Source organism: Nonomuraea sp. NPDC048826 (assembly GCF_043198225.1).
Taxonomy (GTDB): domain Bacteria; phylum Actinomycetota; class Actinomycetes; order Streptosporangiales; family Streptosporangiaceae; genus Nonomuraea.
Window position 1 is genome coordinate 308,390 of record NZ_JBICUQ010000009.1, and the last position, 25,406, is coordinate 333,795.

Here is a 25,406-nt window from a genome sequence, read left to right on the forward strand (position 1 = left end):
GACGAGGGCGTTTTGTTCCCCTGAGATGTCCCTTAGGGGTCGATGTCCCGACACGGATGGCCGATTTTGAACGTCCTTGGCGATCGATCTCCCCCCGAACGGCAACAAGTCTCGGAACCAGCACTGCATCGGCCGTGAAAGGACGTCAGGTGAGCGCGTGGTGGCATCGGCGCTCCATCAGGATCCGTCTGACCATGGTGGCGGGCGTGGTCATGGCGCTGGTCTGCACCGCCGTGGCGGTGTTCGCCCTCACGGCGCTCCGGGAGACCGCCGTCGAGAGCCGGAAGAAGTATCTCGTCGCGCAGTTCATGATCATGAGCAGGCAGATAGCCCAAGGCAACCCGCCTCCCCGCTACCTGGCGAGCTCCTTCGGCGAGATGGTCCAGGTCTTCGACTCGGACGGCACGCTGATCGCCTCGACGCCGGGCTTCACGGCCCGCGAGCCGCAGATCACCGGCCTCCGCCCCCAGGTCAGCGGCGCCTTCGCCGACGCGCAGCTGTGCGGCCTGCGGCAGTTCGCCGGCAAGTGCATGATCGTGGTCTCCTGCCCGCTGTACACGGCCGACGGCGCGTGGTGGGTCAACCTGGCCGTGGAGAACGTCCCCTGGTACATCTCCCCTCAGCACCTGGCCGCGATCGTCGGCGGCTGGCTCCTGCTCGTCGGGGTCACCATGGCGGGCTGCCACCGGATCGTGGGCAAGACCCTGGAGCCGGTGAGCGCCATCGGCGGCGAACTCGCCAAGATCACCGCGAGTGATCTCGGCCGGCGGGTGCCGGTGCCGAAGCACCAGGACGAACTGCGCGACCTCGCCGAGACCGCCAATCAGACCCTGGACCGCACCCAGACCGCGGTCGAGCAGCAGCTCCGCTTCGCCTCCGACGCCTCCCACGACCTGCGCAGCCCGCTCACCGCGATGAAGGCCGAGCTGGAGGAGTCGCTCATGCGCCCGCGGGAGACCGACTGGCCGCGCACGGCCAACGCGCTGCTGCGCAGCGTGGAACGGCTGCAGGCGCTGGTCACCGACCTGCTGCGGATCGCCAGGATGGACGCGGGCGTGCGCACCCGGCACGAGCGCGTCGACCTGACCGACCTGGTGGCCGGCGAGCTGGACACGCGTCCGCGCAGGGTCGAGGTGATCCGCCGCCTGACCCCCGGCGTGACGGTCCACGGGGAGCCGATCGCCCTGACCCGGGTGCTGAACAACCTGCTGGACAACGCCGAACGGCACGCCGAGAGCGCTATCACCGTCACGGTCATGCGCGAACCCGGCGCGGCGGTGCTGGAGGTGCACGACGACGGTGAGGGCATCGCCCCAGACAAGCGCGAGGTCGTCTTCCAGCGCTTCGTCCGGCTGGACGCCTCCCGCAAGAGGGACGCCCACGGGACCGGGCTCGGCCTGCCGATCGCGCGGCAGATCGTCGAGGCCCACGGCGGCAGCCTCACCATCGAGGACGCCTCCCATGGCGCGCGATTCGTCCTCCGCCTGCCCGAACAGGGCTGATCCGGTCAGCTCTTGGCGCCGTCGACGATCTTCCGCTTGCCGATGGGGGCCTTGAGCTTGACCGTCGTGGTCTTCTCGATGGCGATCATGATGCAGGAGACGTTCTTCGCCTTCGGGGACGGGCCCTCGTACAGGGTGATCGTGACCCGCTTCTTCGTCTCCTTGACCTTCACCCGGTCGAGCACCGTGCACGGCGCCACGCCCGACCACCAGGTCAGCCGCACCTGGCGGCCCTTCGCCACCGGCGTCGCCTTGGTGAAACGCACCTTCCGGGGGTTGACCGCGTCGCCCGTCGGCTTCACCGGCTTGGGCTTGGCCGGGGGCGGGGTCGTCACCGCGTCGGCCACGGGGGAGCTGGAGACCGGCGTGTCGGGCCTCTCGGACGCGGCCTGCTCGGCGGGCCGCTCCGCGCCGCACCCGGCGGCGAGGACGAGACATCCGGCCATGAGAGTCGCTGTCACTGTGCGCATACCCTTAGGACGGATGTGACTGGCGTCCGGTTCAGCCGGTTGACCCGGTTGTGAAGGTGTCATGGAAATCCCGCGGCCACCGGTCTCACCGGGAAGGGCGGCAGGCGCATGCCGGGTGAGTAGGGTTGAGCCGTGCTGCGTCAGGCTCTACTCGCCGTCTCCAGGAGTGCGCGCGCCGAGCGCGTCATCTCCACCTCGCCGCTGACCCGCAACGTGGTCAAGCGCTACGTCGCCGACGACATCGCCCGCACGGTCGCCGAGCTGACCCGCCGTGGCCTGCTCGTCACCGTCGACCACCTGGGTGAGGACGTCCACGACAGGGCGCAGGCGGAGGGCGCCGTGCGGGCCTATCTCGACCTGCTCCGGGTGCTGCCGGAAGGCTCCGACGTGTCGGTCAAGCTCACCGCGCTCGGGCTGCGGCTGTCGGAGCAGCTCGCGCTCGACAACGCCGCCACCATCTGCGAGTCCGCCGCGCTGCGCGGCATCACGCTCACCCTCGACGCCGAGGAGCACGACACCGTCCCCGGCCTCCACTCCATCCACACCACCCTGCGCAAGGAACACCCCGGCGTGGGCATCGTGGTGCAGGCCTACCTGCCCGACGCGGCCGAGCGCTGCGCCAAGCTCGAAGGGGCCAGGGTACGGCTGTGCAAGGGGGCCTACACCGCGCCCGGCGCCTACACCTCCACGGCCGACATCGACCGCTCGTACGCGCGCTGCCTGCGGCTCCTGATGGGCGGCACCGGCTACCCGATGGTCGCCACCCACGACCCTCGGCTCCTGTCCATCGCCGCCACCCTGGCCGTGCTGGAAGGGCGCGACCACAACGGGTTCGAGTACCAGATGCTGTACGGGGTGCGGCCCGACGAGCAGGAACGGCTGGCCGCGCAGGGCGCCCGGATGCGGGTGTACGTCCCGTACGGCGCCGACTGGTACGCCTACCTCATGCGCAGGCTCGCCGAGCGCCCCGCCAACCTGGCGTTCTTCGCCCGCTCCCTGCTGTCGCGGGGCTGACCGCGGGCGCCGGTAGGCTGCGGACCGGCGTCTCCTGCACGAAGGGCAACAGATGATCGCGATTCTCGGCACCGGCAAGATGGGCGAGGCCCTGCTGTCGGGGTTGCTCCGGGCCGGGTTCAAGCCGGGCGACGTGCTGGCCACGACGCGCCGGCCGGAGCGGGCGCGGGCGCTGACCGAAAGCTACGGCGTACGAGCCGTCTCCAACGCCGAGGCCGCCAAGTCGGCCGACACGCTCATCCTGGCCGTCAAGCCGCAGGACATGGGGGCGCTGCTCGCCGAGATCGCCTCCCACCTACCCCCCGGCCGCCTGGTGATCTCCGCCGCGGCCGGCATCACCACGGCCTTCGTCGAGCAGCGGCTGGGGGCCGAGACGGCGGTGGTCAGGGTCATGTCGAACACGCCCATCCGGTTCGACGAGGCGATGAGCGTGATCTCCGCGGGCGCCTACGCGGGGGAGGAGCACCTCAAGCGCACCGAAGACCTGCTGCGGCCCGTCGGCAAGGTCCTGCGCATCCCCGAGTCGCAGCAGGACGCCGCCACCGCCCTGTCGGGCAGCGGGCCCGCCTACTTCTTCTACCTGGTGGAAGCCATGGTCGACGCCGGCATCCTGCTCGGCATGCCTCGGGCTGCGGCGCTCGACATGGTCACCCAGTCGATCGTCGGCGCGGCCGTCATGCTCCGCGACTCGGGCGAACACCCGGTGATCCTGCGCGAGGCCGTCACCTCGCCCGGCGGCACCACGATCGCGGCCATCGCCGAACTCGAACGCCACAGCGTCCGCGCCGCCTTCCTGGCCGCCATCGAAGCCGCCCGCGACCGCGGCCGCCAACTCGCCTCCGGCTGACCCCACCCGGGCCTGCCCGCGTCCAGGCCTGCCCGCGTCCGGGCCGGACCCCGTCCGGGTCGAACCCGCGTGGGGGGTGACCCCGTCCCGGCCTGATCGCGTCCGGGCCTGACCGTGTGGGACAGAACAACTGGCCCGTCCCGCCTGGAGCTGCCCCGCCTGGGCCCCGAACCCGCGCTGGGGCCTGACCCCGACTGCGCCGCCCCGTTTGGACTGGTTCACCCAGATCGGTGATGTGAAATCAGTGGTCGTAGGCGGTCGGGGATCGTTTCACGGGTGCACCGGTGTTCCAGCGGACGGGGCCGAACAGGGCATTCGCCGGTCAAGTTCGGCCGCCGGTGGTCGCGGCCACCTCGTTGTGAGATCCTGGCAGCTCGACGGCGAAAGGAGGTGTGGTTCAGATGTTCGGTCCGATTCCTGACCGCGCCTTCGTCGCTGTCGCCCGATAGCGGCGCGGTCCCTGTCTCCGAGGAGACCGCATGCATCCCGTTGTTCACAGCATCACGTTCGACACCAGCGGCGATCCCTATGATCTCGCGAGCTTTTGGAGCGCGGTGTTCGGCAAGCCCCTGGACGAGGACGACAAGCCCGGTGACCCGGCGGCCGTCGTGCACGCTCAGCCGCGCCTGCTGTTCATCCGCGTACCTGAAGGAAAGGTCGTGAAGAACCGGGTCCACCTGGACTTCCAGCCGGTGGGCCGCACTCGCGACGAGGAGGTCGACCGGCTCCTGGGGCTGGGCGCCACGATGGTGGCCGACCATCGCGGCGACGACGACTTCGTCGTCCTGGGAGATCCGGAAGGCAACGAGTTCTGCGTGCAGCTGAGCGCTGCCGAGCGGACAAGCTGAGCGACTGCCCGCCGTGATCCCCACGGCGGGCAAGTCCGTGTGCGGTGCCCGGCCGGCGAGAACCGCATCGGCGCGTCGGCCCTCCGACGTGCCGAGGCTCGGCCCAGGTGAAGGTGAAACCAGTGGTCGTAGGCGGTCAGGGATCGGTCCAGATGATCGCTTCGACGCGCTGGCGTATCCAGGGCGGTGAACTGCCCCCTCGGCGGCTGACACCCCCTTGCTCGTGCTCTCGGGGCCGCCCTCGGCCGGTTGCTGCCGCCGATCCCTAGGCGTCGCGGTGGCGCATGAGGAGGGCGCCGGTCAGCATGGTGGCGGCTATCCAGGTGAGGTAGACCGTGAGGCCGCTCCACGGGCCCAGGGAGCCGTTGTCCTGTCCGGACACGACCAGCAGGCCGGCGTTGGTGGTGAAGTAGTCGGACACGGTGGCGCCCCACACCCCGGGGAGCTGGGTCGTGATCGGCGGGATCACCATGATGAGCGCGACGGCCGACACGATGGCGCCGGGTGTGTGCCTGATGAGCGTGCCCAGCGCGAGCCCGAAGAGCCCGCACGCGGTCAGGTAGAGGGCGCAGCCGAGGGCGGCCCGCGCCATCACGGCCAACTCGATGGACGGCGGCCGGGTGATCGCCAGGCCGATGGCGATCGCACCCGCCGAGGCGACCAGGCAGACGGCCAGCGAGACCGCGGTGAACACCACGATCTTGCCGATCAGCAGACTCATGCGCCGGGGCACGGCCATGAGGGAGACGCGGATGCTGCCGGTGCGGTACTCGCCGGAGATCACCAGGACCCCGAGGGCGGCCATCGCCAGGGCTGCGATCATGGCGCCGGACAGGCTGGTCGTGACCGCCTGCTCGCCGGGGATCGGCCCTTCGGCCATGCTCGCGGCGGAGGCGCTGATGAGGGCGGCGATGCCCAGCATCAGCACGACGGTGGTGACGAGTGTCCACATGGTGGACCGTACGGACCGGATCTTGATCCATTCGGACCGGATGACGTCGATCATGAGGTGTACTCCAGGCTGTCCTTGGTGAGCTCCATGTAGGCGGCTTCGAGCGAGGGCTTGACGAACGTCAGCTCCTCCAGCGGCAGCCCCGCCCTGGCGGTCATGGTGCCGATCTCCAGCGGCGACACCCCGGTCACCCGCAGGTGGTCGTCGTGCAGCTCGCCCACCCTGACCAGCTCGGCCACCTCGGCCAGCCGGGGGGAGCGGACCAGCACGTAGCCCTGGGAGCTGCGCCCGATGAACTCCGGCACGCTCGTGTCGGCGATCATCCGCCCCTTGCCGATGACGATCAGGTGATCGGCGGTCTGCGACATCTCGCTCATCAGGTGGCTGGAGACGAAGACCGTGCGGCCCTCGGCGGCGAGGTCGCGCATGAGGGTGCGGATCCACAGGATGCCGTCGGGGTCGAGCCCGTTGACCGGCTCGTCGAAGAGCAGGATCTCCGGGTCGCCGAGCAGCGCGGCGGCGATGCCGAGCCGCTGGGACATGCCCAGGGAGAAGCCGCCGATGCGGCGCCCGGCGACGCCGGACAGGCCGACGAGCTCCAGCACCTCCTCCACCCGGCGGGCGGGGATGCGGTTGCTCAGCGCGATGGCCAGCAGGTGGTTGCGCGCGTTGCGCCCGCCGTGCACGGCCTTGGCGTCGAGCAGCGCGCCGACCTTGTGCAGCGGGTGGCGCAGCTCCTGGTAGGGGGTGCCGTCGACGAGGACGGCCCCGCCCGTGGGATGGTCGAGGCCGAGGACCATCCGCATGGTCGTCGACTTGCCGGCGCCGTTGGGCCCGAGGAACCCGGTCACCTGGCCGGGCCGCACGTCGAACGACAGGTCGGCCACCGCGGTGGTCTTGCCGTAGCGTTTGGTGAGGTTGGTCGCCCGAATCGCGGTCATGGATCCAGGGTGGTCGCCGCGAAGATCGTTATCGTCCGCCCGAGGTACGGTTCGCGACCGCCCCCTGTAGGACCGTGGTCCTAGTCTCCGGGGCTGACCAGCGCGGCCTCGTACGCGACGATCACCGCCTGGGCCCGGTCGCGCACCTCGATCTTGGCGAACAGGCTCGTCACGTGGTTCTTGATCGTGGACGGTGAGACGCCCAGCGCCCCGGCGATCTCCGCGTTGGACAGGCCGCGCGCGATCAGCGTCAGGATCTCCCGTTCGCGGTCGGTGAGCGCGTCCAGCGCGGCGTGCCCGCGCGACGGGGCGCGCGACGGCCGGGGGGCGCCCACGAAAGTGCCGATCAGCCTGGTCAGCAGCCGGGGCGCCAGGGCCGCATCGCCGCCGTGGACGACCCGTACCCCCTCCACCAGCTCCTCCGGCGAGACGTCCTTCGGCAGGAACCCGCAGGCGCCCGCGCGCAGCGCGGCCACCACGTTCTCGTCGAGGTCGAACGTGCTCAGCGCGAGCACCCGCACGTCCGGCAGCCCTTCGGTGATCAGCTCGGTGGCGCGCACCCCGTCCAGGCCGGGCATGTGCAGGTCCATCACCACCACGTCGGGCCGCAGCTCCTCGCTGAGCCGCACCGCCTCCGCGCCGTCGCCCGCCTCGCCCACCACGGTCAGGTCGGGCTGCGCCTCCAGCATCAGCCGGAAGCCCTTGCGGACCAGCGCGTGGTCGTCCACCAGCAACACCGAGATCACGTCTTCTCCAGAGGGATGCGGGCGTGCACGCGGAAACCGCCCTCCTCACGCGGGCCGGTCGACAGCCGTCCTCCGCACAATGCCACGCGCTCGGCCATGCCGCCGAGCCCGAACCCGGTCGGGCCGGGCGAGGGCCTCGCCATGCCGTCGTCGAGCACCTCGACCTCGATCGCCGACGGCTCGTACGACAGGAGCACGGTCGCCCGGGCGCCCACCGAGTGCTTGCGCGTGTTGGTGAGCGCCTCCTGCACGATGCGGTACACGGCGTGGTCGACCGCGGTGGGCAGCGTCAGCGGCTCGCCCAGCACCGTCAGGCGGGTGGGCAGACCGGCGGTCCCGGCCTCCTCGACCAGGGCGGGCAGCCGGGCGGTGCCCACCCCCGTCGCCGCGTCGGCGCCGCCGCCGTCGTCGGCCCGCAGCACGTCGAGGAGCTGGCGCATCTCCGACAGCGCCTGGCGGGCCGTCTCCTCGGCGCCATGGAGCGCCTCGCGGGCGACGTCCTGGTCCGGCGGCAGCGTGGCCCTGGCGCCGCCCACCAGCGCGTTGATCACACTGAGGTGGTGGGCCACCACGTCGTGCAGCTCGCGGGCGATCCGCCGACGCTCGGCGCGCACCGCCGCGTCGGCCGCCTCCCGCTGCGCCCGCTCCCGCAGCTCGGCGCGGATCCGGACGTACTGTCCCAGCCCCACCGGGATGACGACGAGCACCAGGCCGGCCAGCCAGAGCCCCTGCGCGTCGGGGCCCGGGTCCAGCGCGGCCGAGACCTCGCGCGCGGCCCCGAGCAGGATGCCGCCGACGCCGCCGGCGATCGCGGCCCTGAGCCCGTCGGTGTAGCGCCCCAGGCTGTAGAGGGCGATCACCAGGAACGGGCTGCCGGAGGGCATGGCGAGGAAAGAGGCGATGATCTCGATCCCCAGCGACAGGGCGGCGGTGAGCAGAGGGCGCTTACGCCGCATGAGCAGGAGCAGGGCGGTGCTCAGGTAGAGCGCGGTGAAGGACAGGCCGCCGCCCCTGAGCCAGACGGCGAGGCCGCCGATGACCCCCGGCACCACGAACAAGATCACCAGGGTGACGTCGAAGACCCGCGGGCGCCGGAAGAATAACCATGCGTCCCGGATTCGCCGACGAACCCCCATGATCTGAGACTAAGGGAAATTTCTGCGCTATTGCCGGGAAGGCGGCTGGACGCCCGCCGTTGACGCTGCGGTAACGTCAGCTCAAGGCGAGGGAAACGGGAGCATGCATGAGCCAGCCGGCGCGAGTCATCTGGGACGACGCCCTCACCTCCTATGACTTCGGCCCCGACCATCCGCTCGCGCCCGTCCGGGTGGAGCTCACCATGGCGCTGGCCCGCGATCTCGGCGTGCTCGACAAGGTCGAGGTCGCGCCGTGCGTGCCCGCCACCGACGACGAGCTGGCGATGGTGCATGACCCCGGTTACGTCGAGGCCGTCAAGCGCGTCTCCGTCGCCGGCGAGCCCGACCTGTCGGTCGGCCTCGGCACCACCGACAACCCCGCCTTCGCGGGGGTCCACGAGGCGTCCGCGCTGATCGCCGGCGCCTCGCTCGCCGCCGCCCGCACGGTCTGGGAGGGTACGGCCGAGCACGCGGTCAACGTGGCCGGCGGCCTCCACCACGCGATGGCCGGCACCGCCAGCGGGTTCTGCGTCTACAACGACCCGGCCCTGGCCATCGCCTGGCTGCTGCGGCAGGGCGCGGGCCGCGTGGCCTACGTCGACGTGGACGTCCATCACGGCGACGGCGTGCAGGCGCTGTTCTACGACGACCCGCGGGTGCTGACGATCAGCCTGCACGAGAGCCCGCGCACGCTCTTCCCCGGCACCGGGTTCCCCGGCGAGACCGGCGTCGACGGCACCGCGGTCAACGTGGCGCTCCCGGCCGGCTGCGGCGACGCCGGGTGGCTGCGGGCCTTCGACTCGGTCGTGCCGCCGCTGCTGCGCGAGTTCAGGCCCGAGATCCTGGTCACCCAGCACGGCTGCGACAGCCACGCGCTCGACCCGCTCGCCAACCTCATGCTCAGCGTCGACGGCCAGCGCACCGCCTACGCCTACCTCCACCGGCTGGCCCACGAGACCGCGGGCGGCCGCTGGATCGCGACCGGCGGCGGGGGCTACGAGCTGGTGCAGGTCGTGCCCCGCATCTGGACCCACCTGATCGCCGAGGTCGCCGGTCACCCGATCGACCCGGCCACGCCGACCAGCGAGGGTTGGCGCCGTCTCGTACGGGAGCGCACGGGCGAGGTGCCGCCGCTCACCATGACCGACGGGCGCAGCGCGGAATTCCAGGATCTCTCCGGAGGTTATGACCCAGCGGACCCCATCGACCGTGCGATCATGGCGACCAGAAACGCGGTGTTCCCGCTGCACGGCCTCGATCCGATGCCCTAAGGAAGGCCAGTGCTGAGCCGCGATCGACTCCGTGAGCACCTCGTCCAGACCCGCATCGCCGGGGATGTCGCGACCTCCCGCGAGAACAACCTGGACCACTACAGCTCGCTCGCCAACCGCGACCCCTACTACATGCTCGGGCTGACCTTCGAGCAGCCGTGGCGCTTCCGCGACGTGCTCGCGCTCATGGCCAAGGCCGCCGGCGTGGTCGCCGACCCGGGTCACCGCTGGGGTCAGGACACGATCGACCCCGATCTCACCATCGACGCGCTCGACGCCATGGCCGACCGGATCGCCGCCGCGCTCTCCCGGCCGAACCCCCGGCTGCTGTTCGCCACCGGGCACCCCACCGGCCTGCTGGCCGTCCACCTGCCGCTGGCCGAGATGGCGCTGGAGCACGGGGCGACGCTGCTGGCCCCGGCGGAGGGCTGGACCTACTCGGGCTCCGGGTTCGGCCGCCCGCGCCGCCTGCGCTATCTCGGCGAGGTGGCCATGCTCGACGACAAGGGCGCGTTCGTGCACACCCACGACGCGGCCCCGATGGAGCACATGCTGGCCGAGCTGGGAGACGATCGGCCCGATCTGGTTATCGCCGACCACGGGTGGGCAGGGGCTGCTGGAGAGGCGGGAGTGCCCACTGTGGCATTCGCCGACAGCAACGACCCCGGGCTCTTCGTCGGAGAGGCCGAGGGCAAGATCGAAGTGGTGGTGCCGCTCGATGACAACGTGCTACCGCGCTACTACCAGCCGCTCACCGAGCGTCTCGTCACACGAGTCACAGCAGCCCTATGAGTCGAAATCGGTCATCCTCATACCGTCTTTTCGCCCCTGCATTCCCAGGGGCTCGCAGCCCCTTTGCCAACTTTTGATGAGGCCTGGGCGACTCTTATGTATGACAGTTTGGACAGTTCCAAGAGCTGTCCGTGCGGCTGAAGAGGGTGGCTGGCCAGCGTTTTCGCGGATTCGCCTGACAGGCGGAACCTCGGACTGGGAAACTGGGGGGTTTGCGCACTCCGAGTCCCGACTTACGCTGACGGCAGTACACGTGCGTGAGCAATGGCACCAGTGGGGATAACCCGGAAACACGTGCGGAAGAGGCGTCCGATGGGTGCAGGCGAAAGACCTCTCAGTGAGGTGAAGTTCCTGACTGTGGCTGAAGTGGCCACGGTCATGCGAGTGTCGAAGATGACTGTCTACCGACTGGTGCACTCGGGCGAGCTGCCGGCCATCCGTGTCGGCCGTTCGTTCCGAGTGCCGGAGCAGGCGGTTCACGACTATCTTCGCGAGGCCTACATCGAGGCCGGTTGAGTCACGGGTAGCGGCGTGCCGCGGCACGCCGTGAATGCAGGCGCGGGAGGGGCCCGGCCGCGGCGCGCGGCCGGGCACTCGCCCCCCGAGGGGCGATCTACCACGGATCGCCGGTAGTCTGTGAGCCTGCGTGCGCTCGCACGCGATTTTGACGTGCTACCAAGACCTGGGGGTCCCGTGGGCTCTGTGATCAAGAAGCGCCGCAAGCGGATGGCCAAGAAGAAGCACCGCAAGCTGCTCAAGAAGACGCGCATCCAGCGGCGTAACAAGAAGTAGACGACGCAGCTGCGAGGCGCAGATGACCCACACCGTGCTCGTCACCGGGGTCTCGCGCCACATCGGCGCCCGGCTGGCGAGTGTTCTGGCCGCCGATCCGGACATCAGCCGCGTCATCGGAGTGGACACCGTGCCGCCCCCCTCCATCACCCGGGACGGCGGCATCTCCCTCGGCCGGACCGAGTTCGTCCAGGTGGATCTGCGCAGCCCCGACATCGCCCAGGTGATCGCGGCCGCCGACATCGACACCGTCGTGCACATGAGCCTGGTGAGCGCTCCGTCCAGGAGCGGCGGCCGGGCTGCCATGAAAGAGCACAACGTCATCGGCACCATGCAGCTGCTCGGCGCCTGCCAGCGGTCGGCGACCGTGCGGCGCGTGGTGGTCCGCTCGACCACGGCCGTCTACGGGTCTTCCCCACGTGATCCGGCGGTGTTCACCGAGGACCTGGAGCCGCACCACAGCCCCAGCCACGGCTACGCCAAGGACTCCGTGGAGGTCGAGGGCTACGTGCGGGGTTTCGCGCGCCGGCGTCCCGACGCCTGCGTGTCGCTGCTGCGGTTCGCCAACTTCATGGGTCCGGGCGTCGACTCGCCGCTGACCCGCTACTTCACCCAGCCGTTGCTGCCGACCGTGCTCGGCTTCGACCCCCGGCTGCAGTTCGTCCATGAGGACGACGCGGTCGAGGTGCTGCGCCGGACGGCGACGGAGGACCACCCCGGCACGTACAACGTGGCCGGGGCCGGCGTGCTGCTCCTGTCGCAGTGCGTGCGCAGGGCGGGACGGCCCGCCGTGCCGCTGCCGGCGCCGGCGTTCCGGCTGCTGGGCAACGCCGTGCGCGGCGCCGGGCTGGTCGAGTACTCGCCCGAGCAGCTGCGGCTGATGCGCCACGGCCGCGCGGTCGACACGTCCGCGCTGGAGGCCGAGCTGGGCTGGCGGCCCAAGTTCACCACCGGCGCGGCGTTCGACGACTTCCTGCGCTCGCGCGGGCTGCACGCACTCGGAGGTGCCCAGCGGTGAGCGTTCCCCACGAGGACGAGCCGGCCACGGTCGTCCCGATCAGCGCCGCCCCGTCCTATCCCCAGGACGACGTCCACGAGGCGCCCGACCCGGTCGCCGAGCTGCTGGCGTTCCTGCGGCGGCGGGTGACCGGCGACTACGAGGTCGACGAGTTCGGCTACGACGCCGAGCTGACCGACAAGGTGCTGCTGGAGCTGCTGCGGCCGATCTACCACCACTGGTTCAGGGTCGAGGCGCTGGAGCTGAAGAACGTCCCCGAGGAGGGCGGCGCGCTGGTCGTGGCCAACCACGCCGGCACGCTCCCGGTCGACGCGCTGATGATGCAGGTCGCCCTGCACGACGAGGCGGGGCGGGCGCTGCGGCTGCTCGGCGCCGACCTGGTCTACCAGCTGCCGCTGCTCAGCCACCTGTCTCGCAAGACCGGCCACACCCTCGCCTGCCGCGAGGACGCCGACCGGCTGCTGCGCAAGGGCGAGCTGGTCGGGGTGTTCCCCGAGGGGTTCAAGGGCGTGGGCAAGCCGTTCTCCGAGCGCTACAAGCTGCAGCGGTTCGGCCGCGGCGGCTTCGTCGCCTCCGCCATCAGGGCCGGGGTGCCGATCGTGCCGACGGCGATCGTGGGCTCGGAGGAGATCTACCCGAAGATCGGCGAGGTGCCGTTCCTGTCGCGGGTGCTCGGGCTGCCCTACGTGCCGATCACCCCGTTCTTCCCGCTGCTGGGCCCGCTCGGGCTGGTGCCGCTGCCGTCGAAGTGGCTGATCGAGTTCGGCGAGCCGATCCGTACGGACGAGTACGATCCCGGGGCGGCCGACGACCCGATGCTGGTGTTCAACCTCACCGACCGCGTCCGCGAGGTCATCCAGCAGATGCTCGACCAGCTGAGGCTCCGGCGCGGCCACGCCTTCCCGCCCTTCCTGTAACACCGCCGTGAACCCGGACGACGGGTTGTGGCAAGACATCTCCGACCGTTCCCCCACAGAAGGGCGGAGATGATCACTCAACCCGCCATCCGGGATGCGGACGCTGACCTCATCAGCGCCTCGCTGACCGAGCCGGAAGCCTTCGCCGAGTTGTTCGACCGCTACTCGGGCATGCTCTACCGGTACGTCTCGCGCCGGCTCGGCGCCGGCCCCGCCGCCGAGGACCTCGTCGGTGAGACGTTCCTGGTGGCCTTCTCCCGCCGGCGAAGCTACGACCTGACCCAGCCCGACGCCCGGCCCTGGCTGTTCGGCATCATCACCAAGCTCGTCTCCCGCCACCACCGCCGCGAGGCCGCCCGTTACCGCGCCCTGCGCCGCGCTCCCGTCGAGCTCGACGTGGAGTCGCCCGCCGACCGGGTGGCCGCCGGGGTGACCGCGCAGGCAGCCGGCCCTGATCTGGCCGGCGCGCTGGCCGCGCTGCCCGCCAAGGACCGCGACGTGCTGCTGCTCATCGCCTGGGGCGATCTCACGTACGAGGAAGCCGCGCGGGCGCTCGGCATCCCGATCGGCACCGTGCGCTCCCGCCTCAACCGGGGCAGGCGGAAGGTCCGCGCGGCGCTCGGCGACGCCAACCCGATGCTCGGAGAGGAGTGACGATGGACGACCTGAAGCTGCTCGGGGACCTCGGCAGGGCGCTGGAGCACGAACCTCCGGCGACGCTGGCGCGCCAGCGGCATCGGCTGCTGGGCGCGACGGCCGGCCGGCCGCGGCGGCAGCGGTTCGGCTGGGCTGCCGCCGCGCTGGTCGCCGTCGCCACGATGGCCACGGTCGCCGCCGTGGTGGTGCCCACGCTGCTGTTCGCGGACCGGCACCCGACGGCGGCCTATCCCGCCGGGGCGCGCCCGGAGAAGGTGACCGAGGCGCTCAACGTGCTGCTGGTGGGCGTCGACAAGGGGTCGGCGCCGCGCGTCACCGATGACAGGGGGCGCACCGACTCGATCATCCTGCTGCACCTGCCCGCCGACAGGAAGCGGATCACCGCGGTCGGCATCCCGCGCGACTCGCTCGTACGGCTCCCCGCTTGCGGATCGGCGCCCGCCCGCACCGCGTTGATCAACTCCGCGTACACGGACGGAGGGCTGACCTGCACCGTGAAAGCCGTGGAGAGCCTGACGGACGTGCGGATCGACCACATGGTGGAAGCGGACTTCGCCGGGTTCGGTCGGCTCGTGGACGCGCTCGGCGGCGTCGAGGTGATGGTGCGGCAGCCGATCGACGACCCGAAATCCGAGCTGAAGCTCCCGGCGGGCAAGAGCCTGCTGAACGGCGAGCAGGCCGTGGGCTACATGCGGCTGCGCAACTACGGCGACGGCTCCGACATCATGCGGATGAGGCGCCAGCAGACCGTCATCGCAGCCATGGCGAAGAAGGCCCGGCAGGCCCTCGACGATCCCGGCAAACTGGAGGAGCTGGCGTCCGTGGTGGCCGGCTCGGTCACGACCGACCCAGGACTCGACACCGAACGGATGGCCGGGATCGCCATGAGCCTGCGGGACAGCCCGATCAAGCTTGTCACCGTGCCGTGGGTCCCGCACCCGGACGACCCGAACCGGCTCGCCTGGAAGCAGCCCGAGGCCGAGAGGCTCTTCGCCTCGCTGCGCTAGCGGGCGCGGTAGTGCTTGCGCAGCGCGATGCCGGCGGCGACCCCGCCGGCCACCGCGCCCAGCCCGGCCGCGATGGGCAGCGCCGTCAGCGTGGCCTTGCGGCCGGTGCGGAAGTCCTTGATCGGCCAGTCGTGCTTCCTGGCGTGCTCGCGCAACTCGCTGTCGGGGTTGATGGCCACCGGGCTGCCGACCAGCGACAGCAGCGGCAGGTCGTTGGCCGAGTCGCTGTAGGCGGTGCAGCGGGTCAGGTCGAGGCCCTCGCGGCGGGCCAGCGCCCGCACCGCCTCGGCCTTGGCCGGGCCGTGGAGCAGGTCGCCGACCAGCCGGCCGGTGTAGACGCCCTCGCTCGTCTCGGCGACGGTGCCGAGCGCGCCGGTCAGCCCGAGCCGCTGGGCGATCACGCGGGCCAGCTCGACGGGGGTGGCGGTCACCAGCCACACGCGCTGGCCCTGGTCGAGGTGGCTCTGCGCGAGCGAGCGGGTGCCGGCCCAGATGCGGTCGGCCATCACCTCGTCGTAGATCTCCTCGCCGAGCCGCACCACGTCGTCGACCTTCGCGCCCGCGACGAACGCCAGCGCGGTCTCGCGGGCGACCGCGATGTGCTCGGGGTTCTCGCTGCCGCGCATCCGGAAGACGGCCTGGCCCACCGCGAACTTGACCAGGTCGCCGGAGTTGAACATGCCGCGGGTCGCCAGCCCCCGGGCGAAGTGGTAGATGGAGGCCCCGCGCATCATGGTGTTGTCGACGTCAAAGAAGGCCGCGGCCTCCAGGTCGGGCTCGCTCGGCGGCACGACGACCGCTGCCGCCGCCGCTGCCTCGCCGGCGATCTCGGCCTGGGCATCGTCCCGTCGTCGTATAAGCCGCCACATGCGCTTCAGCTTACCTAGACGGGGGCACCAGGCCTTCGATGTAGTGGAGGTAGCCGACGGCCTGGTCGTGCTCGTCGCCGTCGAGTTTCTCGATCATCGGCTCGACCACGTTCCGCTGCGCCTCGGCGAACTTGCCGATCTTGGGGGAGCGGGGTTCGGCCCGTTCCAGCCGGGTGACGCCGGCCCGGGTCGACTGCTCCATCTCCTTGAGCGTCCGGCTCACCAGGCTTCCCTCGCCGGGCTCGCCGAGCAGCTGGGCCACTTCCCTGGCGCGCGTCTTGGCCGACACCAGCTCGCGCTCGCCCCGTACGACGTCGTCGGTGCTGAGGCGGACCAGCGTGCTCTCGGTGGCGCGCTTGAGCGGGTAGAGCGTGTCGCCCGGCACCGCCCGGTAGGTGGCGAGCATCGACAGCATCAGGGCGACGACGACGCCGCTGGAGGCCAGCTGCGCCAGCATCGGCCGCCTGCGGCGGGGACGCCGGTGCGCGGGCCGGGCGTGTCGCGGGGACGGCCCGGGGGCGGGTCGCGCGGCGCGGTCGTCCGTACGGTCCGCGGCGCGTTCTGCGGAGAGGTCGGCGGCGCTGTCGGCCATCCGGTCGGCGGAGGCGAGCTCGGCGCGCAGGCGCTCGCGGAAGGCCGGGTCGGGACCACCGCCGAGCGGAAGTCCGCTCAGCTCGGTGAGGTGGCCGAGCACCCGTTCGCGCGATCCGCGCGCCCTTTTCATGTCCGCTCCCTCGACGCCTGGCGGCGTTGCCGTGACACCTGCCTAACGACGGTGCGTGGCAGCGGGTTACGCAAGGTCGTGTTTGAGCGCCCTGGCCAGCGTGCGCACGGCCCGGAACTGGAGTGCTTTGATCGCTCCACTCTTCTTCCCCATGATCAGCGCGGTCTCCGCGAGGGACAGGCCGTGCAGGAAGCGCAGCACCACGCACTCCTGCTGTTCCGGGTTGAGATCGCGGACCGCGCGCAGCACCCGGTCGTTGATGATGGCGGTGACGACGGCGTTCTCCGGGATGTGGGCTCCGTCGAGCGGGACGTCGATCACCTCGCCGGTGGAGACTTCCAGCCGGTAGCGGCTGGATTTGTAGTGATCGGTAACAAGATTTCTGGCGATCGTCACGAGCCAGGCGCCGAAATCGCGGCCCTGCCAGGTGAAGTCGGCGATCCGGCGGAGCGCGCGCAGGAAGGTCTCGCTGGTCAGATCCTCGGCCAGCGGGTGGGAGCCGACCCGGAAGTAGATGTAGCGGTAGACAAGGTCCACATATCGGTCGTAGAGCGTGCCAAAGGCGTCCGAGTTTCCTGTCTTGGCATGCAGCACCAGGGTGCGCAGGTCGTCGTCGTCGGCGGTCGTGTCACGGTCTTCGCGCACGTCAGGCTCGGTCGTCCGGGTGGGCGCGGCGACTGCCGGCGCGAGCAACCCGGAGAACGGCCACGAGTCAGGCATCCGGTATCCCTACGGGTAAGGGGTGCGGCGTGCTCGAACACTCTAGAAATCAACCGGAAATTGCACAATCCACTTGCCCTTGGCATGACATCCAGTAAGCGGCAGATACGGTGTGGTCCAACCCGTTCCCTCTTCGGCTACCGGCTGGGAGGCTTTGTCCGGCAGCATTGGAGACACCATGGAGATCCTCGTTGCTGTCATCGCTTTCGCAGGTGCGCTCTTGGCCGCCATCGCCGTCGGAGCCCTGGTCAGGCGGTTGCGAGAGGAGTCAGAGGGCTGGTTGATCGCCTGGACCGTTGCAGTCTCCGCACTGTGTCTGTCACTGGGCGTGATCGGCATCGGCCACCTGATCGGGTTCGGGGCCGCCACCTTCAAGATCTTCCAGTTGACCGGGTCGCTGCTGGCGCCGCTCTGGCTGGCCGTGGGCCTGATCCAGCTGCTGGCGGAGAAGGTGCCGCCGAAGTTCGTGGCCTGGTTGTTCGGCGTCGCCTTCACGGTCACGGCGTCGGTGATCCTCGTGGTCGACCCGCTCAAGACGGAAGACATGGGCAAGACCCTGCCCGAGGCCGCCGACCACTGGGCCATCATCCCCGACTACCTGCTGCTCGGCGCGCACGCGATCACCGCCGTGATCATGGCGGTCAGCGTGGTGGTGGCCGCGCTCCGGTGGCGTGACGGCGACGAGTACGACACCGACAACCTGCACGCGTCGCTCGTCATCGTGCCGTCCGGGCTGGCCCTGATGGGGGCGATGCGGTTCTCGGTGCCCGGCGTGTTCACGACCGTGCTGCTGATCGTCGCCGCCGCCGCGATCTGGTACAACGTGCTGCGCCCGCTCGCCCCGTACGAGGACGACGACGACTTCGACGACCTCGACGAGGAGCCGCGGGAGGAACGGCGGCCGGCGGGGCGCAGGGCGGAGCCCGAGCGCGTCGCCGCGAGCCCGCAGGGGCCCGCCGCGATCCCGCCGCGGCCGCGCCGGTCGGGGCTGGGCGACCTGGTGGCCGAGTACCGCGCCACGGACCAGCCCGACTACGCCGCCCGCATGGCCCCGGGCGGCGACCGCGGCCCGTCCACGGGCGAGACCGACTACGCGGCCCGCATGGCGCGGGGCGACCGCGGCCCGTCCACCGGGGAGACCGGGTTCGGGGCCCCCGTGCCGCCCGCCGCCGGCCCGTCCACCGGCTACGTGATGAACGGCCGCCACACCGGCCACGCGATGCCGCAGCAGGCGCCGCCGATGCCCGACGGGCCCGCCACCGGCGCGATCTACCCGCAGGGCGCCGACGTGTTCACGCCGCGCGTGCCGGCGACCGGCCCGCAGCCCGCCGTCCAGCCCGCCGCGCAGGGCTCTTCGGGCAAGCTGTCGCCCAGCATCTTCGGCCTGCTCACGGTCTTCACGCTCATGGACGGCTCCGGCCCCGCCTTCGACCGGCTGGCCGAGCAGACCGTCGAGGCGGTGCGCAGGGGCGAGCCGGACACGCTGGTGTACGCCTGCCACGCGGTCAAGTCGGCGCCGCTGCAGCGCATCGTCTACGAGATCTACCGCGACGAGGTGGCCTACCGCGACCACCAGCGGCAGCCGCACGTCGAGCGGTTCGTCAACGAGCGTCAGGCCCTGGTGCTCGCCACCAACGTGATCGAGCTCGACGTCAACGCGGCCAAGGTCGTGCCGCTGCCGACGGCGATGTTCTAGCCGGTCAGCGCGGCGCGCAGCCGATCCTCGGAGACCCGCCAGAAGTCGTGCTGAACCCCGTCGACGAGCGTCACCGGGATCATCTCCCAGTAGCGTTCGCGCAGCTCCTCGGAGTCCTCGATGCTCAGCTCCGCCCAGGGGACGCCCAGCTCGCTTGCCACCCGGGCGATGATCTCCCGGGCGTCGTCGCACAGATGACAGCCAGGCTTGCCGATGAGGGTGATGCGATGCATGTCACCCACCGTAGCCCCCCTTGCCAGGGTGCCGACTTTGTGCATCGGTTCACAAAGGGATTAACCTGAAAGGCGGTTCGATTTCTGTCACGCGGTCCCCGGCCGCCCGTTCCCCTGGAGCTCCCGCACGTGAAGAGCCCGTCCCACCCCCGCGACCGAGGCATCCCCGAGGCTACGGTCGCCAGGCTTCCGCTCTACCTGCGGGCGCTGCACGGGATGGCTGAGCGCGGGATCGCGACGGTCAGCTCCGAGGACCTCGCCGCCGCGGCCGGGGTCAACTCCGCCAAGCTCCGCAAGGACCTGTCGCACCTGGGTTCGTACGGCACCCGCGGCGTAGGCTACGACGTGGAGTATCTCGTCTACCAGATCTCCCGCGAGCTCGGTCTGACCCAAGACTGGGCCGTCGCCATCGTCGGCGTCGGCAACCTCGGCCGTGCGCTGGCCAACTACGGCGGCTTCGTCTCCAGGGGCTTCCGGGTGGCCGCCATGTTCGACGCCGACCCCGATGTCGTGGGCGACACCATCGCGGGGTTGAATGTTGAACATATTGACGCACTGGAAGCCGTGATCAAACGGCGTGGAGTTTCGATCGTGGTTCTGGCGACACCGGCGGCAGCGGCTCAGGAAGTATGCGATCGTGTGGTTGCCGCAGGCGTGACCAGCATCCTCAACTTCGCCCCGGTCGTCCTCACCGTTCCCGACTCCGTCGATGTGCGGAAGGTCGACCTTTCCATCGAACTGCAGATTCTCGCGTTCCACGAGCAACGCAAGGCTGGGGGGCCACTCATGGCAGTGGACACGCAATGAGTGTTCTGGCGATCGGGCTCAGCCACCGGACAGCCCCGGTGGCCATGCTGGAGCGCGTGTCGGTCACCGGCGAGGCGCTCTCCAAGCTCCTCCACGACGTGCGGCAGGACTCGTGCGTGGCCGAGACCTTCGTGGTCTCGACCTGCAACCGGGTCGAGGTCTACACCGCCGTCGACCGCTTCCACGCCGCCGTCACCGCCGTGACCGACCTGCTCAGCCGCCACTCCGGCGTGCCCGTCGACGAGCTGACGCCGCACCTGTACGTGCACTACGAGGAGCGGGCTGTCGAGCACCTGTTCTCGGTCGTGTGCGGCCTCGACTCCATGGTGGTCGGCGAGGCCCAGATCCTCGGCCAGGTCCGCCAGGCGCTCAAGCTCGCGCAGAAGCACGGCACCGTCGGCGCCACGCTCAACGAGCTGGCCCAGCACGCGCTGCGCGTCGGCAAGCGGGCCCAGACCGAGACCGGCATCGACCGGGCCGGCGCCTCCCTGGTGACCGCGGGCCTGGCGCTCGCCGGAGACCTGGCCGGGAAGCGCGCCCTGGTGGTCGGCGCGGGCTCGATGAGCTCCCTGGCCGCCGCCACGCTCTCCCGCGCCGGGGTGACCGACATCGTCATCGCCAACCGTACGTTCGAGCGCGGCGCCCGGCTGGCCGCCTCCGTCGGCGGCCGGGCGGTGGAGTTCGCCGCGGTCGGCCGCGAGCTGGCCGACGCCGACATCGTCATCACCTGCACCGGCGGCGGCCGCCACGTGATCACCGCCGGCATGGTGACGCGCGGCGCGTTCCTGCTCGACCTGGCGTTGCCGCACGACATCGACCCGGCCGTGCGCGCCGTCCCCGGCGTCACCCTGGTCGACCTGGAGACGATCCGCGAGTCCGGCATCGGCTCCTACGAGGGCGACGCGGTGCGCGCGTCCCGCTGGCTCCTGGCCGAGGAGCTGACCGCCTACCTGGAGGCCGCCCGCGCCTCGCGGGTCACCCCCACCGTGGTGGCGCTGCGCAGCAAGGCGGCGAGCGTGGTCGAGTCCGAGCTGGGCAGGCTGATGATGAGGGTGCCCGACCTGGACGACAAGACCAGGGACGAGGTGACGCTGACCGTGCAGCGCGTCGTCGACAAGCTGCTCCACGAGCCCACTGTGCGTGTCAAGCGGCTCGCCACGTCGCCTGGGGGCGATCATTATGCCGAAGCGCTGCGCGAGCTGTTCGACCTGGATCCGAAGATGCCCGAAGCCGTAAGGGAGGTAGAGCTGTGAACTCGCGGCCCCTGAAGCTGGGCACTCGTCGCAGCCTGATGGCCACCACGCAGTCGGGGATGGTCGCCGACGCCTACACCGAGCGCACCGGACGCGCCATCGAGCTCGTCGGCGTCACCACGTTCGGCGACGTGAGCAAGGCCCACCTGGCGCAGCTCGGCGGCACCGGCGTGTTCGTCAGCGCGCTCCGCGACAAGCTGCTGGAGGGCGAGATCGACTTCGCCGTCCATTCACTGAAGGACCTGCCGACCAAGGCCGACCCGCGCATCGAGCTGGTCGCGCTGCCCGCCCGCCACGACCACCGCGACGCGCTCGTCGGCCCGGTCCCGTTCGCCGCCATGCCCGAGGGCGCCCGCGTCGGCACCGGCTCGCCGCGCCGCGTCGCCATGCTCCGCGCGCTCCGGCCCGATCTGGAGTACGTGCCGATCCGCGGCAACGCCGAGACCCGTATCGGCAAGATCGCCGCCGGTGAGGTGGACGCGGTCGTGCTCGCCGCCGCCGGGCTCAACCGGATCGGGCGCACCGCCGAGATCGCCGACATCTTCTCGGTCGACCGGCTGCTGCCCGCCCCCGGGCAGGGTGCGCTGGCCGTGGAGTGCCTGTCCGAGCGGGCCGACCTGATCGAGTTCCTGTCCGTGCTCGACGACCCGCGGACCCGCTCCGCGGTGGCCGCCGAGCGGACCATCCTGGCCGCGCTCGAAGCCGGCTGTTCTGCCCCCGTGGGTGCTTTCGGGCTCGATGACGGGCAGACTCTTCACCTGACCGCCGCGGTCGTCTCCATCGACGGCCGCCAGGCGGTGCGCAAGTCCACCGCCGGCTCTCCTTCGGAGGCGGAAGATCTGGGTCGCCGGCTCGCGGCCGAGATGCTTCACGAAGGGGCCGACAGATTGATGGGGGAGCATTCCCATTGAGCTCCGATAGTCCTACCTCCGGTTTCGTCGCGTTCGTGGGCGCCGGGCCCGGTGATCCCAATCTCCTCACCCTGCGTGGCGCCGAGCTGCTCGGCAAGGCCGACGTCGTGGTGCTGGGCGACGAGAGACACCGCCCGCTGCTGCGCCACAGCCGTCCCCAGGTGGAGGTGGCCGAGGGCGACTACCTCCGCCACGCCGCCGCCGGCCGGCTCGTCGTGCGCCTGTGCGACGGCGACCCGATGCTGTTCTCCACGGTGGCCGAGGAGGTCGCGGCCTGCGCCGCGGCGGAGGTGGACTTCGAGATCGTGCCCGGCGTGCCGTCCGCGACCGCCGTGCTCGCCTACGCGGGCATCCCGTCCGCGATGTCGGTGCCCGAGTTCCGCGTCGTCGACGCGGCCAAGGAGCAAGACTGGGCGTCCCACGCCGCCTGTCCCGGCACCCTGGTCATCTACCACGGCCTGGCCGACGCGGTGGCGATCGGCAAGGCCCTGATCGCGGCGGGCAAGCCCGACACCACGCCGGTGGCCGTCACCGCGTCCGGCACCACCACCGAGCAGCACACCGTGGTGTCCTCGCTCGGCAGGCTGCACGCCGACCTCAAGCACGCCGGGCTGGCCGAGCCCGCCCTGATCGTCGTGGGCGAGGCCGTCGGCCGGCGCGAGGCGCTGTCGTGGTTCGAGACCAAGCCGCTGTTCGGCTGGCGGGTGCTCGTCCCCCGGACGAAAGAGCAGTCCCAGGCCCTGTCCGAGCAGCTCGTCTCGTACGGCGCGGTGCCGGAGGAGGTGCCGACCATCTCGGTCGAGCCGCCGCGCACCCCGCAGCAGATGGACCGGGCCATCAAGGGCCTGGTCACCGGCCGCTACGAGTGGGTCGCCTTCACCAGCGCCAACGCCGTCAAGGCGGTGCGCGAGAAGTTCGAGGAGTACGGGCTCGACGCGCGTGCCTTCGCCGGGCTCAAGGTCGCCGCGGTCGGCGACGCCACCGCGCGGGCGCTGGTCGAGTTCGGCGTCAAGCCCGACCTGCTGCCCTCCGGCGAGCAGTCGTCCGAGGGGCTGGTGGCCGAGTGGCCGCCGTACGACTCGATGCTCGACCCGATCAACCGGGTGCTGCTGCCCAGGGCCGACATCTCCACCGACACGCTCGTCGCCGGGCTGACCGAGCTGGGCTGGGAGTGCGACGACGTCACCGCCTACCGGACCGTGCGGGCCGCGCCGCCGCCCGCGCCGATCCGCGAGGCGATCAAGGGCGGCGGGTTCGACGCCGTGCTCTTCACCTCGTCCTCGACCGTGCGCAACCTCGTCGGCATCGCCGGCAAGCCGCACAACGTCACGGTCATCGCGGTGATCGGGCCGCAGACGGCGCGCACCGCCGAGGAGTTCGGGCTGCGCGTGGACGTCATGGCCGACAGACCCTCGGCTTCCGCGCTGGCGGCCGCGCTGGCGGAGTACGGTGCCAAGCAGCGGTCGGCGGCGCTCGCCGCGGGCGACTCGCCGCGCCGGCCGTCCCAGACCCGCCGAGGCGCCAGGAGGCGAACGAAGTGAGCGCCCAGTTCCCCGTGGCCCGTCCGCGCCGGCTGCGCCGCTCCCCGGCGCTGCGCGCGATGGTGGCCGGCACCAGGCTGCACCCCGCAGACCTGATCCTGCCGCTGTTCGTCAAGGAGGGCATCACCGAGCCCCACCCGGTGAGCTCGATGCCGGGGGTCCTCCAGCACACCCGCGACTCGCTGCTGAAGGCCGCGCACGAGGCCGCCGAGGCGGGCGTCGGCGGGCTCATCCTGTTCGGCGTCCCGGCCGTCAAGGACGCCCGCGGCTCGGCCGCCGACGACCCCGACGGCATCCTCCAGGTGGCGCTGCGCGAGGTGGCCGCCGAGGTGGGCGACGCCATCGTGGTGATGGCCGACACGTGCCTCGACGAGTTCACCGACAACGGCCACTGCGGCATCCTCACCGAGAGCGGCGAGGTCGACAACGACGCCACCCTGGAGCGCTACGCGTCCATCGCGGTCGCGCAGGCCAGGGCCGGCTCCCAGATGGTGGCGCCGAGCGGCATGATGGACGGCCAGGTGGGCGCCATCAGGGCGGCGCTCGACGCCGAGGGGTTCGCCCAGGTGCCGATCCTGGCCTACTCCGCCAAGTACGCCTCGGCCTTCTACGGGCCGTTCAGGGACGCCGCCGAGTGCGCGCCGCAGTTCGGCGACCGGGCCAGCCACCAGCAGGACCCCGCGGGGCCGCTGGAGGAGGCGCTCCGCGAGGTCAGGCTCGACCTGGCCGAGGGGGCCGACGCCGTCATGGTCAAGCCCGCGCTCGCCTACCTCGACGTCATCCGCCGCTTCCGCGACGAGGTGGACGTGCCCGTCGCCGCCTACCAGGTGAGCGGCGAGTACGCGATGATCGAGGCCGCCGCCGCCAACGGCTGGGTCGACCGCGAGCGCATGATCATGGAATCCCTGGCGTCGATCAAGCGGGCCGGGGCCGACCTGATCCTCACCTACTGGGCGACCGAGGTGGCGCGCCGCCTCTAACCGAGGGGTTCCGGTCAACTGCTGAGGCGTGTGCGTTAGAGTGCCATAAGACGTGCTGGTGTGTCCCGCGTGTGCGCCAGGCCAGGAGACGGGGCTGCCTGCGGCACGGGGATCGACGGGAGACACCATGGTGGGGGTACCTCTGGCTCGCCGTACCAGGAAACGGCCGCGGCATACCCGGCTGGACGCCGTCCTCGGCTACGCGGCCCTGGGCTGGCCCTCCGTGCCCGGCGCGCATCCGCTGCGCAACGGCCCCCGCGCCTGTTCCTGTGACCGCGTCGGGTGTCCCGACCCGGGCGCGCACCCGCTCTCGCCCGCCTGGAACATCCAGGCCACGACCGACGCCGCGCAGCTCACCCGCTGGTGGCAGTACGAGCCCGAGGCCAACGTCATCCTGCCCACCGGCCGCGTCTTCGACGTGTTCGACGTACCTCTCTCCGTCGGCCTCTCCGCCCTCACCCGGATCGACGCCGCCGACACCCCATCAGGCCCGGTCGCCGCCAACGGCGATCGGGTCTTGTTCTATGTCGCCACCCGGGGCAATCCCGAGGACGAGGACGAATGGTGGTCCTGTCACCTCGACTGCGACCCGGCCGCCATCGAGGACACCCCCGGCCTGCGTTGGCACTGCCGCGACAGCTACGTCCTCGCCCCGCCGTCCACGCTCACCACCGGCCAGCCCGTCTCCTGGCTGCGGCCCCCTGACGGCCGCCCGCTCCCCGACCCGCTCCGCGTCCTGGAGTGGCTCGCCGACTAACCTGT

General features: G+C 71.2%; 28 protein-coding genes. 19 read left to right on the top strand and 9 right to left on the bottom strand.

The window, feature by feature from the left end:
- Positions 1-149: 149 nt before the first annotated feature.
- Complete coding sequence (locus ACGFI7_RS32060) at positions 150-1,502, top strand: sensor histidine kinase (RefSeq protein WP_393411121.1); 1,353 nt, start codon at positions 150-152, stop codon at positions 1,500-1,502.
- 5 nt (positions 1,503-1,507) lie between these two features.
- Here ACGFI7_RS32060 and ACGFI7_RS32065 read toward each other — a convergent pair whose 3' ends face one another.
- The gene (locus ACGFI7_RS32065; protein ID WP_393411123.1) at positions 1,508-1,963 is read right to left on the bottom strand and encodes a hypothetical protein; all 456 of its coding nucleotides are present in this window, start codon (positions 1,961-1,963) and stop codon (positions 1,508-1,510) included.
- Between the two features lie 141 nt (positions 1,964-2,104).
- On the opposite strand from ACGFI7_RS32065, the gene ACGFI7_RS32070 reads away from it, so the two are divergent.
- The 3 genes from ACGFI7_RS32070 to ACGFI7_RS32080 all read left to right on the top strand — a co-directional run bounded on the left by ACGFI7_RS32070 (position 2,105) and on the right by ACGFI7_RS32080 (position 4,681).
- On the top strand, positions 2,105-2,986 hold the full coding sequence (locus ACGFI7_RS32070) for a proline dehydrogenase family protein (RefSeq protein ID WP_393411125.1): 882 nt from the start codon (positions 2,105-2,107) through the stop codon (positions 2,984-2,986).
- Between the two features lie 52 nt (positions 2,987-3,038).
- Positions 3,039-3,833 (top strand): pyrroline-5-carboxylate reductase, encoded by a 795-nt coding sequence (gene proC, locus ACGFI7_RS32075; RefSeq protein WP_393411127.1) that lies wholly within the window; start codon positions 3,039-3,041, stop codon positions 3,831-3,833.
- A gap of 479 nt (positions 3,834-4,312) precedes the next feature.
- Positions 4,313-4,681, top strand: coding sequence for a VOC family protein (locus ACGFI7_RS32080; RefSeq protein ID WP_393411129.1), 369 nt, complete (start codon positions 4,313-4,315; stop codon positions 4,679-4,681).
- A gap of 265 nt (positions 4,682-4,946) precedes the next feature.
- Here the strand turns inward: ACGFI7_RS32080 and ACGFI7_RS32085 are convergent, their stop codons facing one another.
- The 4 genes from ACGFI7_RS32085 to ACGFI7_RS32100 form a co-directional block, all read right to left on the bottom strand.
- Positions 4,947-5,687 carry an ABC transporter permease subunit gene (locus ACGFI7_RS32085; RefSeq protein ID WP_393411131.1) on the bottom strand — a complete coding sequence of 247 codons (741 nt, stop codon included), beginning with the start codon at positions 5,685-5,687 and terminating at the stop codon, positions 4,947-4,949.
- The gene (locus tag ACGFI7_RS32090; protein ID WP_393411133.1) at positions 5,684-6,574 is read right to left on the bottom strand and encodes an ABC transporter ATP-binding protein; all 891 of its coding nucleotides are present in this window, start codon (positions 6,572-6,574) and stop codon (positions 5,684-5,686) included. The genes ACGFI7_RS32085 and ACGFI7_RS32090 overlap by 4 nt, the downstream gene beginning before the upstream one ends.
- 80 nt (positions 6,575-6,654) lie before the next feature.
- A complete protein-coding gene (locus ACGFI7_RS32095) occupies positions 6,655-7,320 on the bottom strand; it encodes a response regulator (RefSeq protein ID WP_393411135.1) in 666 nt (221 codons plus the stop codon).
- Positions 7,317-8,384, bottom strand: coding sequence for a sensor histidine kinase (locus ACGFI7_RS32100; protein WP_393411137.1), 1,068 nt, complete (start codon positions 8,382-8,384; stop codon positions 7,317-7,319). Before ACGFI7_RS32100 ends, ACGFI7_RS32095 begins: the two co-directional genes overlap by 4 nt.
- A 179-nt stretch (positions 8,385-8,563) precedes the next feature.
- Here ACGFI7_RS32100 and ACGFI7_RS32105 point away from each other — a divergent pair, with 179 nt between their 5' ends.
- The 8 genes from ACGFI7_RS32105 to ACGFI7_RS32140 all read left to right on the top strand — a co-directional run bounded on the left by ACGFI7_RS32105 (position 8,564) and on the right by ACGFI7_RS32140 (position 14,910).
- Entirely contained in the window at positions 8,564-9,727 is a 1,164-nt protein-coding gene (locus ACGFI7_RS32105) for an acetoin utilization protein AcuC (RefSeq protein ID WP_393411139.1), read from the top strand.
- A gap of 9 nt (positions 9,728-9,736) precedes the next feature.
- A complete protein-coding gene (locus ACGFI7_RS32110) occupies positions 9,737-10,519 on the top strand; it encodes a phosphatase (RefSeq protein ID WP_393411141.1) in 783 nt (260 codons plus the stop codon).
- 312 nt (positions 10,520-10,831) lie between these two features.
- Positions 10,832-11,035, top strand: a complete 204-nt coding sequence (locus ACGFI7_RS32115; RefSeq protein ID WP_026214222.1) for a helix-turn-helix domain-containing protein — start codon at positions 10,832-10,834, stop codon at positions 11,033-11,035.
- 177 nt (positions 11,036-11,212) lie between these two features.
- Positions 11,213-11,311 (top strand): 30S ribosomal protein bS22, encoded by a 99-nt coding sequence (locus ACGFI7_RS32120; RefSeq protein ID WP_018654693.1) that lies wholly within the window; start codon positions 11,213-11,215, stop codon positions 11,309-11,311.
- A 22-nt stretch (positions 11,312-11,333) separates the two neighbouring features.
- A complete protein-coding gene (locus ACGFI7_RS32125; protein WP_393411143.1) occupies positions 11,334-12,329 on the top strand; it encodes an NAD-dependent epimerase/dehydratase family protein in 996 nt (331 codons plus the stop codon).
- Entirely contained in the window at positions 12,326-13,246 is a 921-nt protein-coding gene (locus ACGFI7_RS32130; RefSeq protein ID WP_393411145.1) for a lysophospholipid acyltransferase family protein, read from the top strand. Before ACGFI7_RS32125 ends, ACGFI7_RS32130 begins: the two co-directional genes overlap by 4 nt.
- 69 nt (positions 13,247-13,315) lie before the next feature.
- Positions 13,316-13,900: an RNA polymerase sigma factor gene (locus ACGFI7_RS32135; RefSeq protein ID WP_393411147.1), complete on the top strand. Its 585-nt coding sequence runs from the start codon at positions 13,316-13,318 to the stop codon at positions 13,898-13,900.
- 2 nt (positions 13,901-13,902) lie between these two features.
- The gene (locus ACGFI7_RS32140; RefSeq protein ID WP_393411149.1) at positions 13,903-14,910 is read left to right on the top strand and encodes an LCP family protein; all 1,008 of its coding nucleotides are present in this window, start codon (positions 13,903-13,905) and stop codon (positions 14,908-14,910) included.
- Here the strand turns inward: ACGFI7_RS32140 and ACGFI7_RS32145 are convergent.
- From ACGFI7_RS32145 to ACGFI7_RS32155, 3 genes are all read right to left on the bottom strand, one after another.
- Positions 14,907-15,779 carry an HAD family hydrolase gene (locus ACGFI7_RS32145; protein ID WP_393411151.1) on the bottom strand — a complete coding sequence of 291 codons (873 nt, stop codon included), beginning with the start codon at positions 15,777-15,779 and terminating at the stop codon, positions 14,907-14,909. The genes ACGFI7_RS32140 and ACGFI7_RS32145 overlap by 4 nt on opposite strands.
- Before the next feature lie 10 nt (positions 15,780-15,789).
- The gene (locus ACGFI7_RS32150) at positions 15,790-16,503 is read right to left on the bottom strand and encodes a DUF5667 domain-containing protein (RefSeq protein WP_393411153.1); all 714 of its coding nucleotides are present in this window, start codon (positions 16,501-16,503) and stop codon (positions 15,790-15,792) included.
- Positions 16,504-16,569: 66 nt separating this feature from the next.
- The gene (locus tag ACGFI7_RS32155; RefSeq protein WP_393411155.1) at positions 16,570-17,223 is read right to left on the bottom strand and encodes a sigma-70 family RNA polymerase sigma factor; all 654 of its coding nucleotides are present in this window, start codon (positions 17,221-17,223) and stop codon (positions 16,570-16,572) included.
- 220 nt (positions 17,224-17,443) lie between these two features.
- On the opposite strand from ACGFI7_RS32155, the gene ACGFI7_RS32160 reads away from it, so the two are divergent.
- Positions 17,444-18,919, top strand: a complete 1,476-nt coding sequence (locus tag ACGFI7_RS32160; RefSeq protein ID WP_393411157.1) for an antibiotic biosynthesis monooxygenase — start codon at positions 17,444-17,446, stop codon at positions 18,917-18,919.
- Here ACGFI7_RS32160 and ACGFI7_RS32165 read toward each other — a convergent pair.
- Complete coding sequence (locus ACGFI7_RS32165; protein WP_393411159.1) at positions 18,916-19,152, bottom strand: glutaredoxin family protein; 237 nt, start codon at positions 19,150-19,152, stop codon at positions 18,916-18,918. The genes ACGFI7_RS32160 and ACGFI7_RS32165 overlap by 4 nt on opposite strands.
- A 129-nt stretch (positions 19,153-19,281) precedes the next feature.
- On the opposite strand from ACGFI7_RS32165, the gene ACGFI7_RS32170 reads away from it, so the two are divergent.
- From ACGFI7_RS32170 to ACGFI7_RS32195, 6 genes are all read left to right on the top strand, one after another.
- On the top strand, positions 19,282-19,959 hold the full coding sequence (locus ACGFI7_RS32170) for a redox-sensing transcriptional repressor Rex (RefSeq protein ID WP_393411161.1): 678 nt from the start codon (positions 19,282-19,284) through the stop codon (positions 19,957-19,959).
- Positions 19,956-21,212 (top strand): glutamyl-tRNA reductase, encoded by a 1,257-nt coding sequence (locus tag ACGFI7_RS32175; protein ID WP_393411163.1) that lies wholly within the window; start codon positions 19,956-19,958, stop codon positions 21,210-21,212. The genes ACGFI7_RS32170 and ACGFI7_RS32175 overlap by 4 nt, the downstream gene beginning before the upstream one ends.
- Entirely contained in the window at positions 21,209-22,123 is a 915-nt protein-coding gene (hemC, locus tag ACGFI7_RS32180) for a hydroxymethylbilane synthase (RefSeq protein WP_393411165.1), read from the top strand. The genes ACGFI7_RS32175 and hemC overlap by 4 nt, the downstream gene beginning before the upstream one ends.
- Positions 22,124-22,158: 35 nt before the next feature.
- Positions 22,159-23,664: a uroporphyrinogen-III synthase gene (locus ACGFI7_RS32185; RefSeq protein ID WP_393411167.1), complete on the top strand. Its 1,506-nt coding sequence runs from the start codon at positions 22,159-22,161 to the stop codon at positions 23,662-23,664.
- Entirely contained in the window at positions 23,661-24,644 is a 984-nt protein-coding gene (gene hemB / locus ACGFI7_RS32190) for a porphobilinogen synthase (RefSeq protein ID WP_393411169.1), read from the top strand. The genes ACGFI7_RS32185 and hemB overlap by 4 nt, the downstream gene beginning before the upstream one ends.
- Before the next feature lie 127 nt (positions 24,645-24,771).
- Positions 24,772-25,401: a bifunctional DNA primase/polymerase gene (locus ACGFI7_RS32195; RefSeq protein ID WP_393411171.1), complete on the top strand. Its 630-nt coding sequence runs from the start codon at positions 24,772-24,774 to the stop codon at positions 25,399-25,401.
- Positions 25,402-25,406: the final 5 nt, after the last annotated feature.

Excerpts from the sequence above, each read along its gene's own strand:
- ACGFI7_RS32135 (WP_393411147.1), top strand. The coding sequence starts at position 13,316 with ATGATCACTCAACCCGCCATCCGGGATGCGGACGCTGACCTCATCAGC.
- ACGFI7_RS32105 (WP_393411139.1), top strand. The coding sequence starts at position 8,564 with ATGAGCCAGCCGGCGCGAGTCATCTGGGACGACGCCCTCACCTCCTAT.
- ACGFI7_RS32085 (WP_393411131.1), bottom strand. The coding sequence starts at position 5,687 with ATGATCGACGTCATCCGGTCCGAATGGATCAAGATCCGGTCCGTACGG.
- ACGFI7_RS32140 (WP_393411149.1), top strand. The coding sequence starts at position 13,903 with ATGGACGACCTGAAGCTGCTCGGGGACCTCGGCAGGGCGCTGGAGCAC.
- ACGFI7_RS32090 (WP_393411133.1), bottom strand. The coding sequence starts at position 6,574 with ATGACCGCGATTCGGGCGACCAACCTCACCAAACGCTACGGCAAGACC.
- ACGFI7_RS32165 (WP_393411159.1), bottom strand. The coding sequence starts at position 19,152 with ATGCATCGCATCACCCTCATCGGCAAGCCTGGCTGTCATCTGTGCGAC.
- ACGFI7_RS32175 (WP_393411163.1), top strand. The coding sequence starts at position 19,956 with ATGAGTGTTCTGGCGATCGGGCTCAGCCACCGGACAGCCCCGGTGGCC.
- ACGFI7_RS32125 (WP_393411143.1), top strand. The coding sequence starts at position 11,334 with ATGACCCACACCGTGCTCGTCACCGGGGTCTCGCGCCACATCGGCGCC.
- ACGFI7_RS32150 (WP_393411153.1), bottom strand. The coding sequence starts at position 16,503 with ATGAAAAGGGCGCGCGGATCGCGCGAACGGGTGCTCGGCCACCTCACC.
- ACGFI7_RS32195 (WP_393411171.1), top strand. The coding sequence starts at position 24,772 with ATGGTGGGGGTACCTCTGGCTCGCCGTACCAGGAAACGGCCGCGGCAT.
- ACGFI7_RS32115 (WP_026214222.1), top strand. The coding sequence starts at position 10,832 with ATGGGTGCAGGCGAAAGACCTCTCAGTGAGGTGAAGTTCCTGACTGTG.
- ACGFI7_RS32155 (WP_393411155.1), bottom strand. The coding sequence starts at position 17,223 with ATGCCTGACTCGTGGCCGTTCTCCGGGTTGCTCGCGCCGGCAGTCGCC.
- ACGFI7_RS32145 (WP_393411151.1), bottom strand. The coding sequence starts at position 15,779 with ATGTGGCGGCTTATACGACGACGGGACGATGCCCAGGCCGAGATCGCC.
- proC (WP_393411127.1), top strand. The coding sequence starts at position 3,039 with ATGATCGCGATTCTCGGCACCGGCAAGATGGGCGAGGCCCTGCTGTCG.
- ACGFI7_RS32080 (WP_393411129.1), top strand. The coding sequence starts at position 4,313 with ATGCATCCCGTTGTTCACAGCATCACGTTCGACACCAGCGGCGATCCC.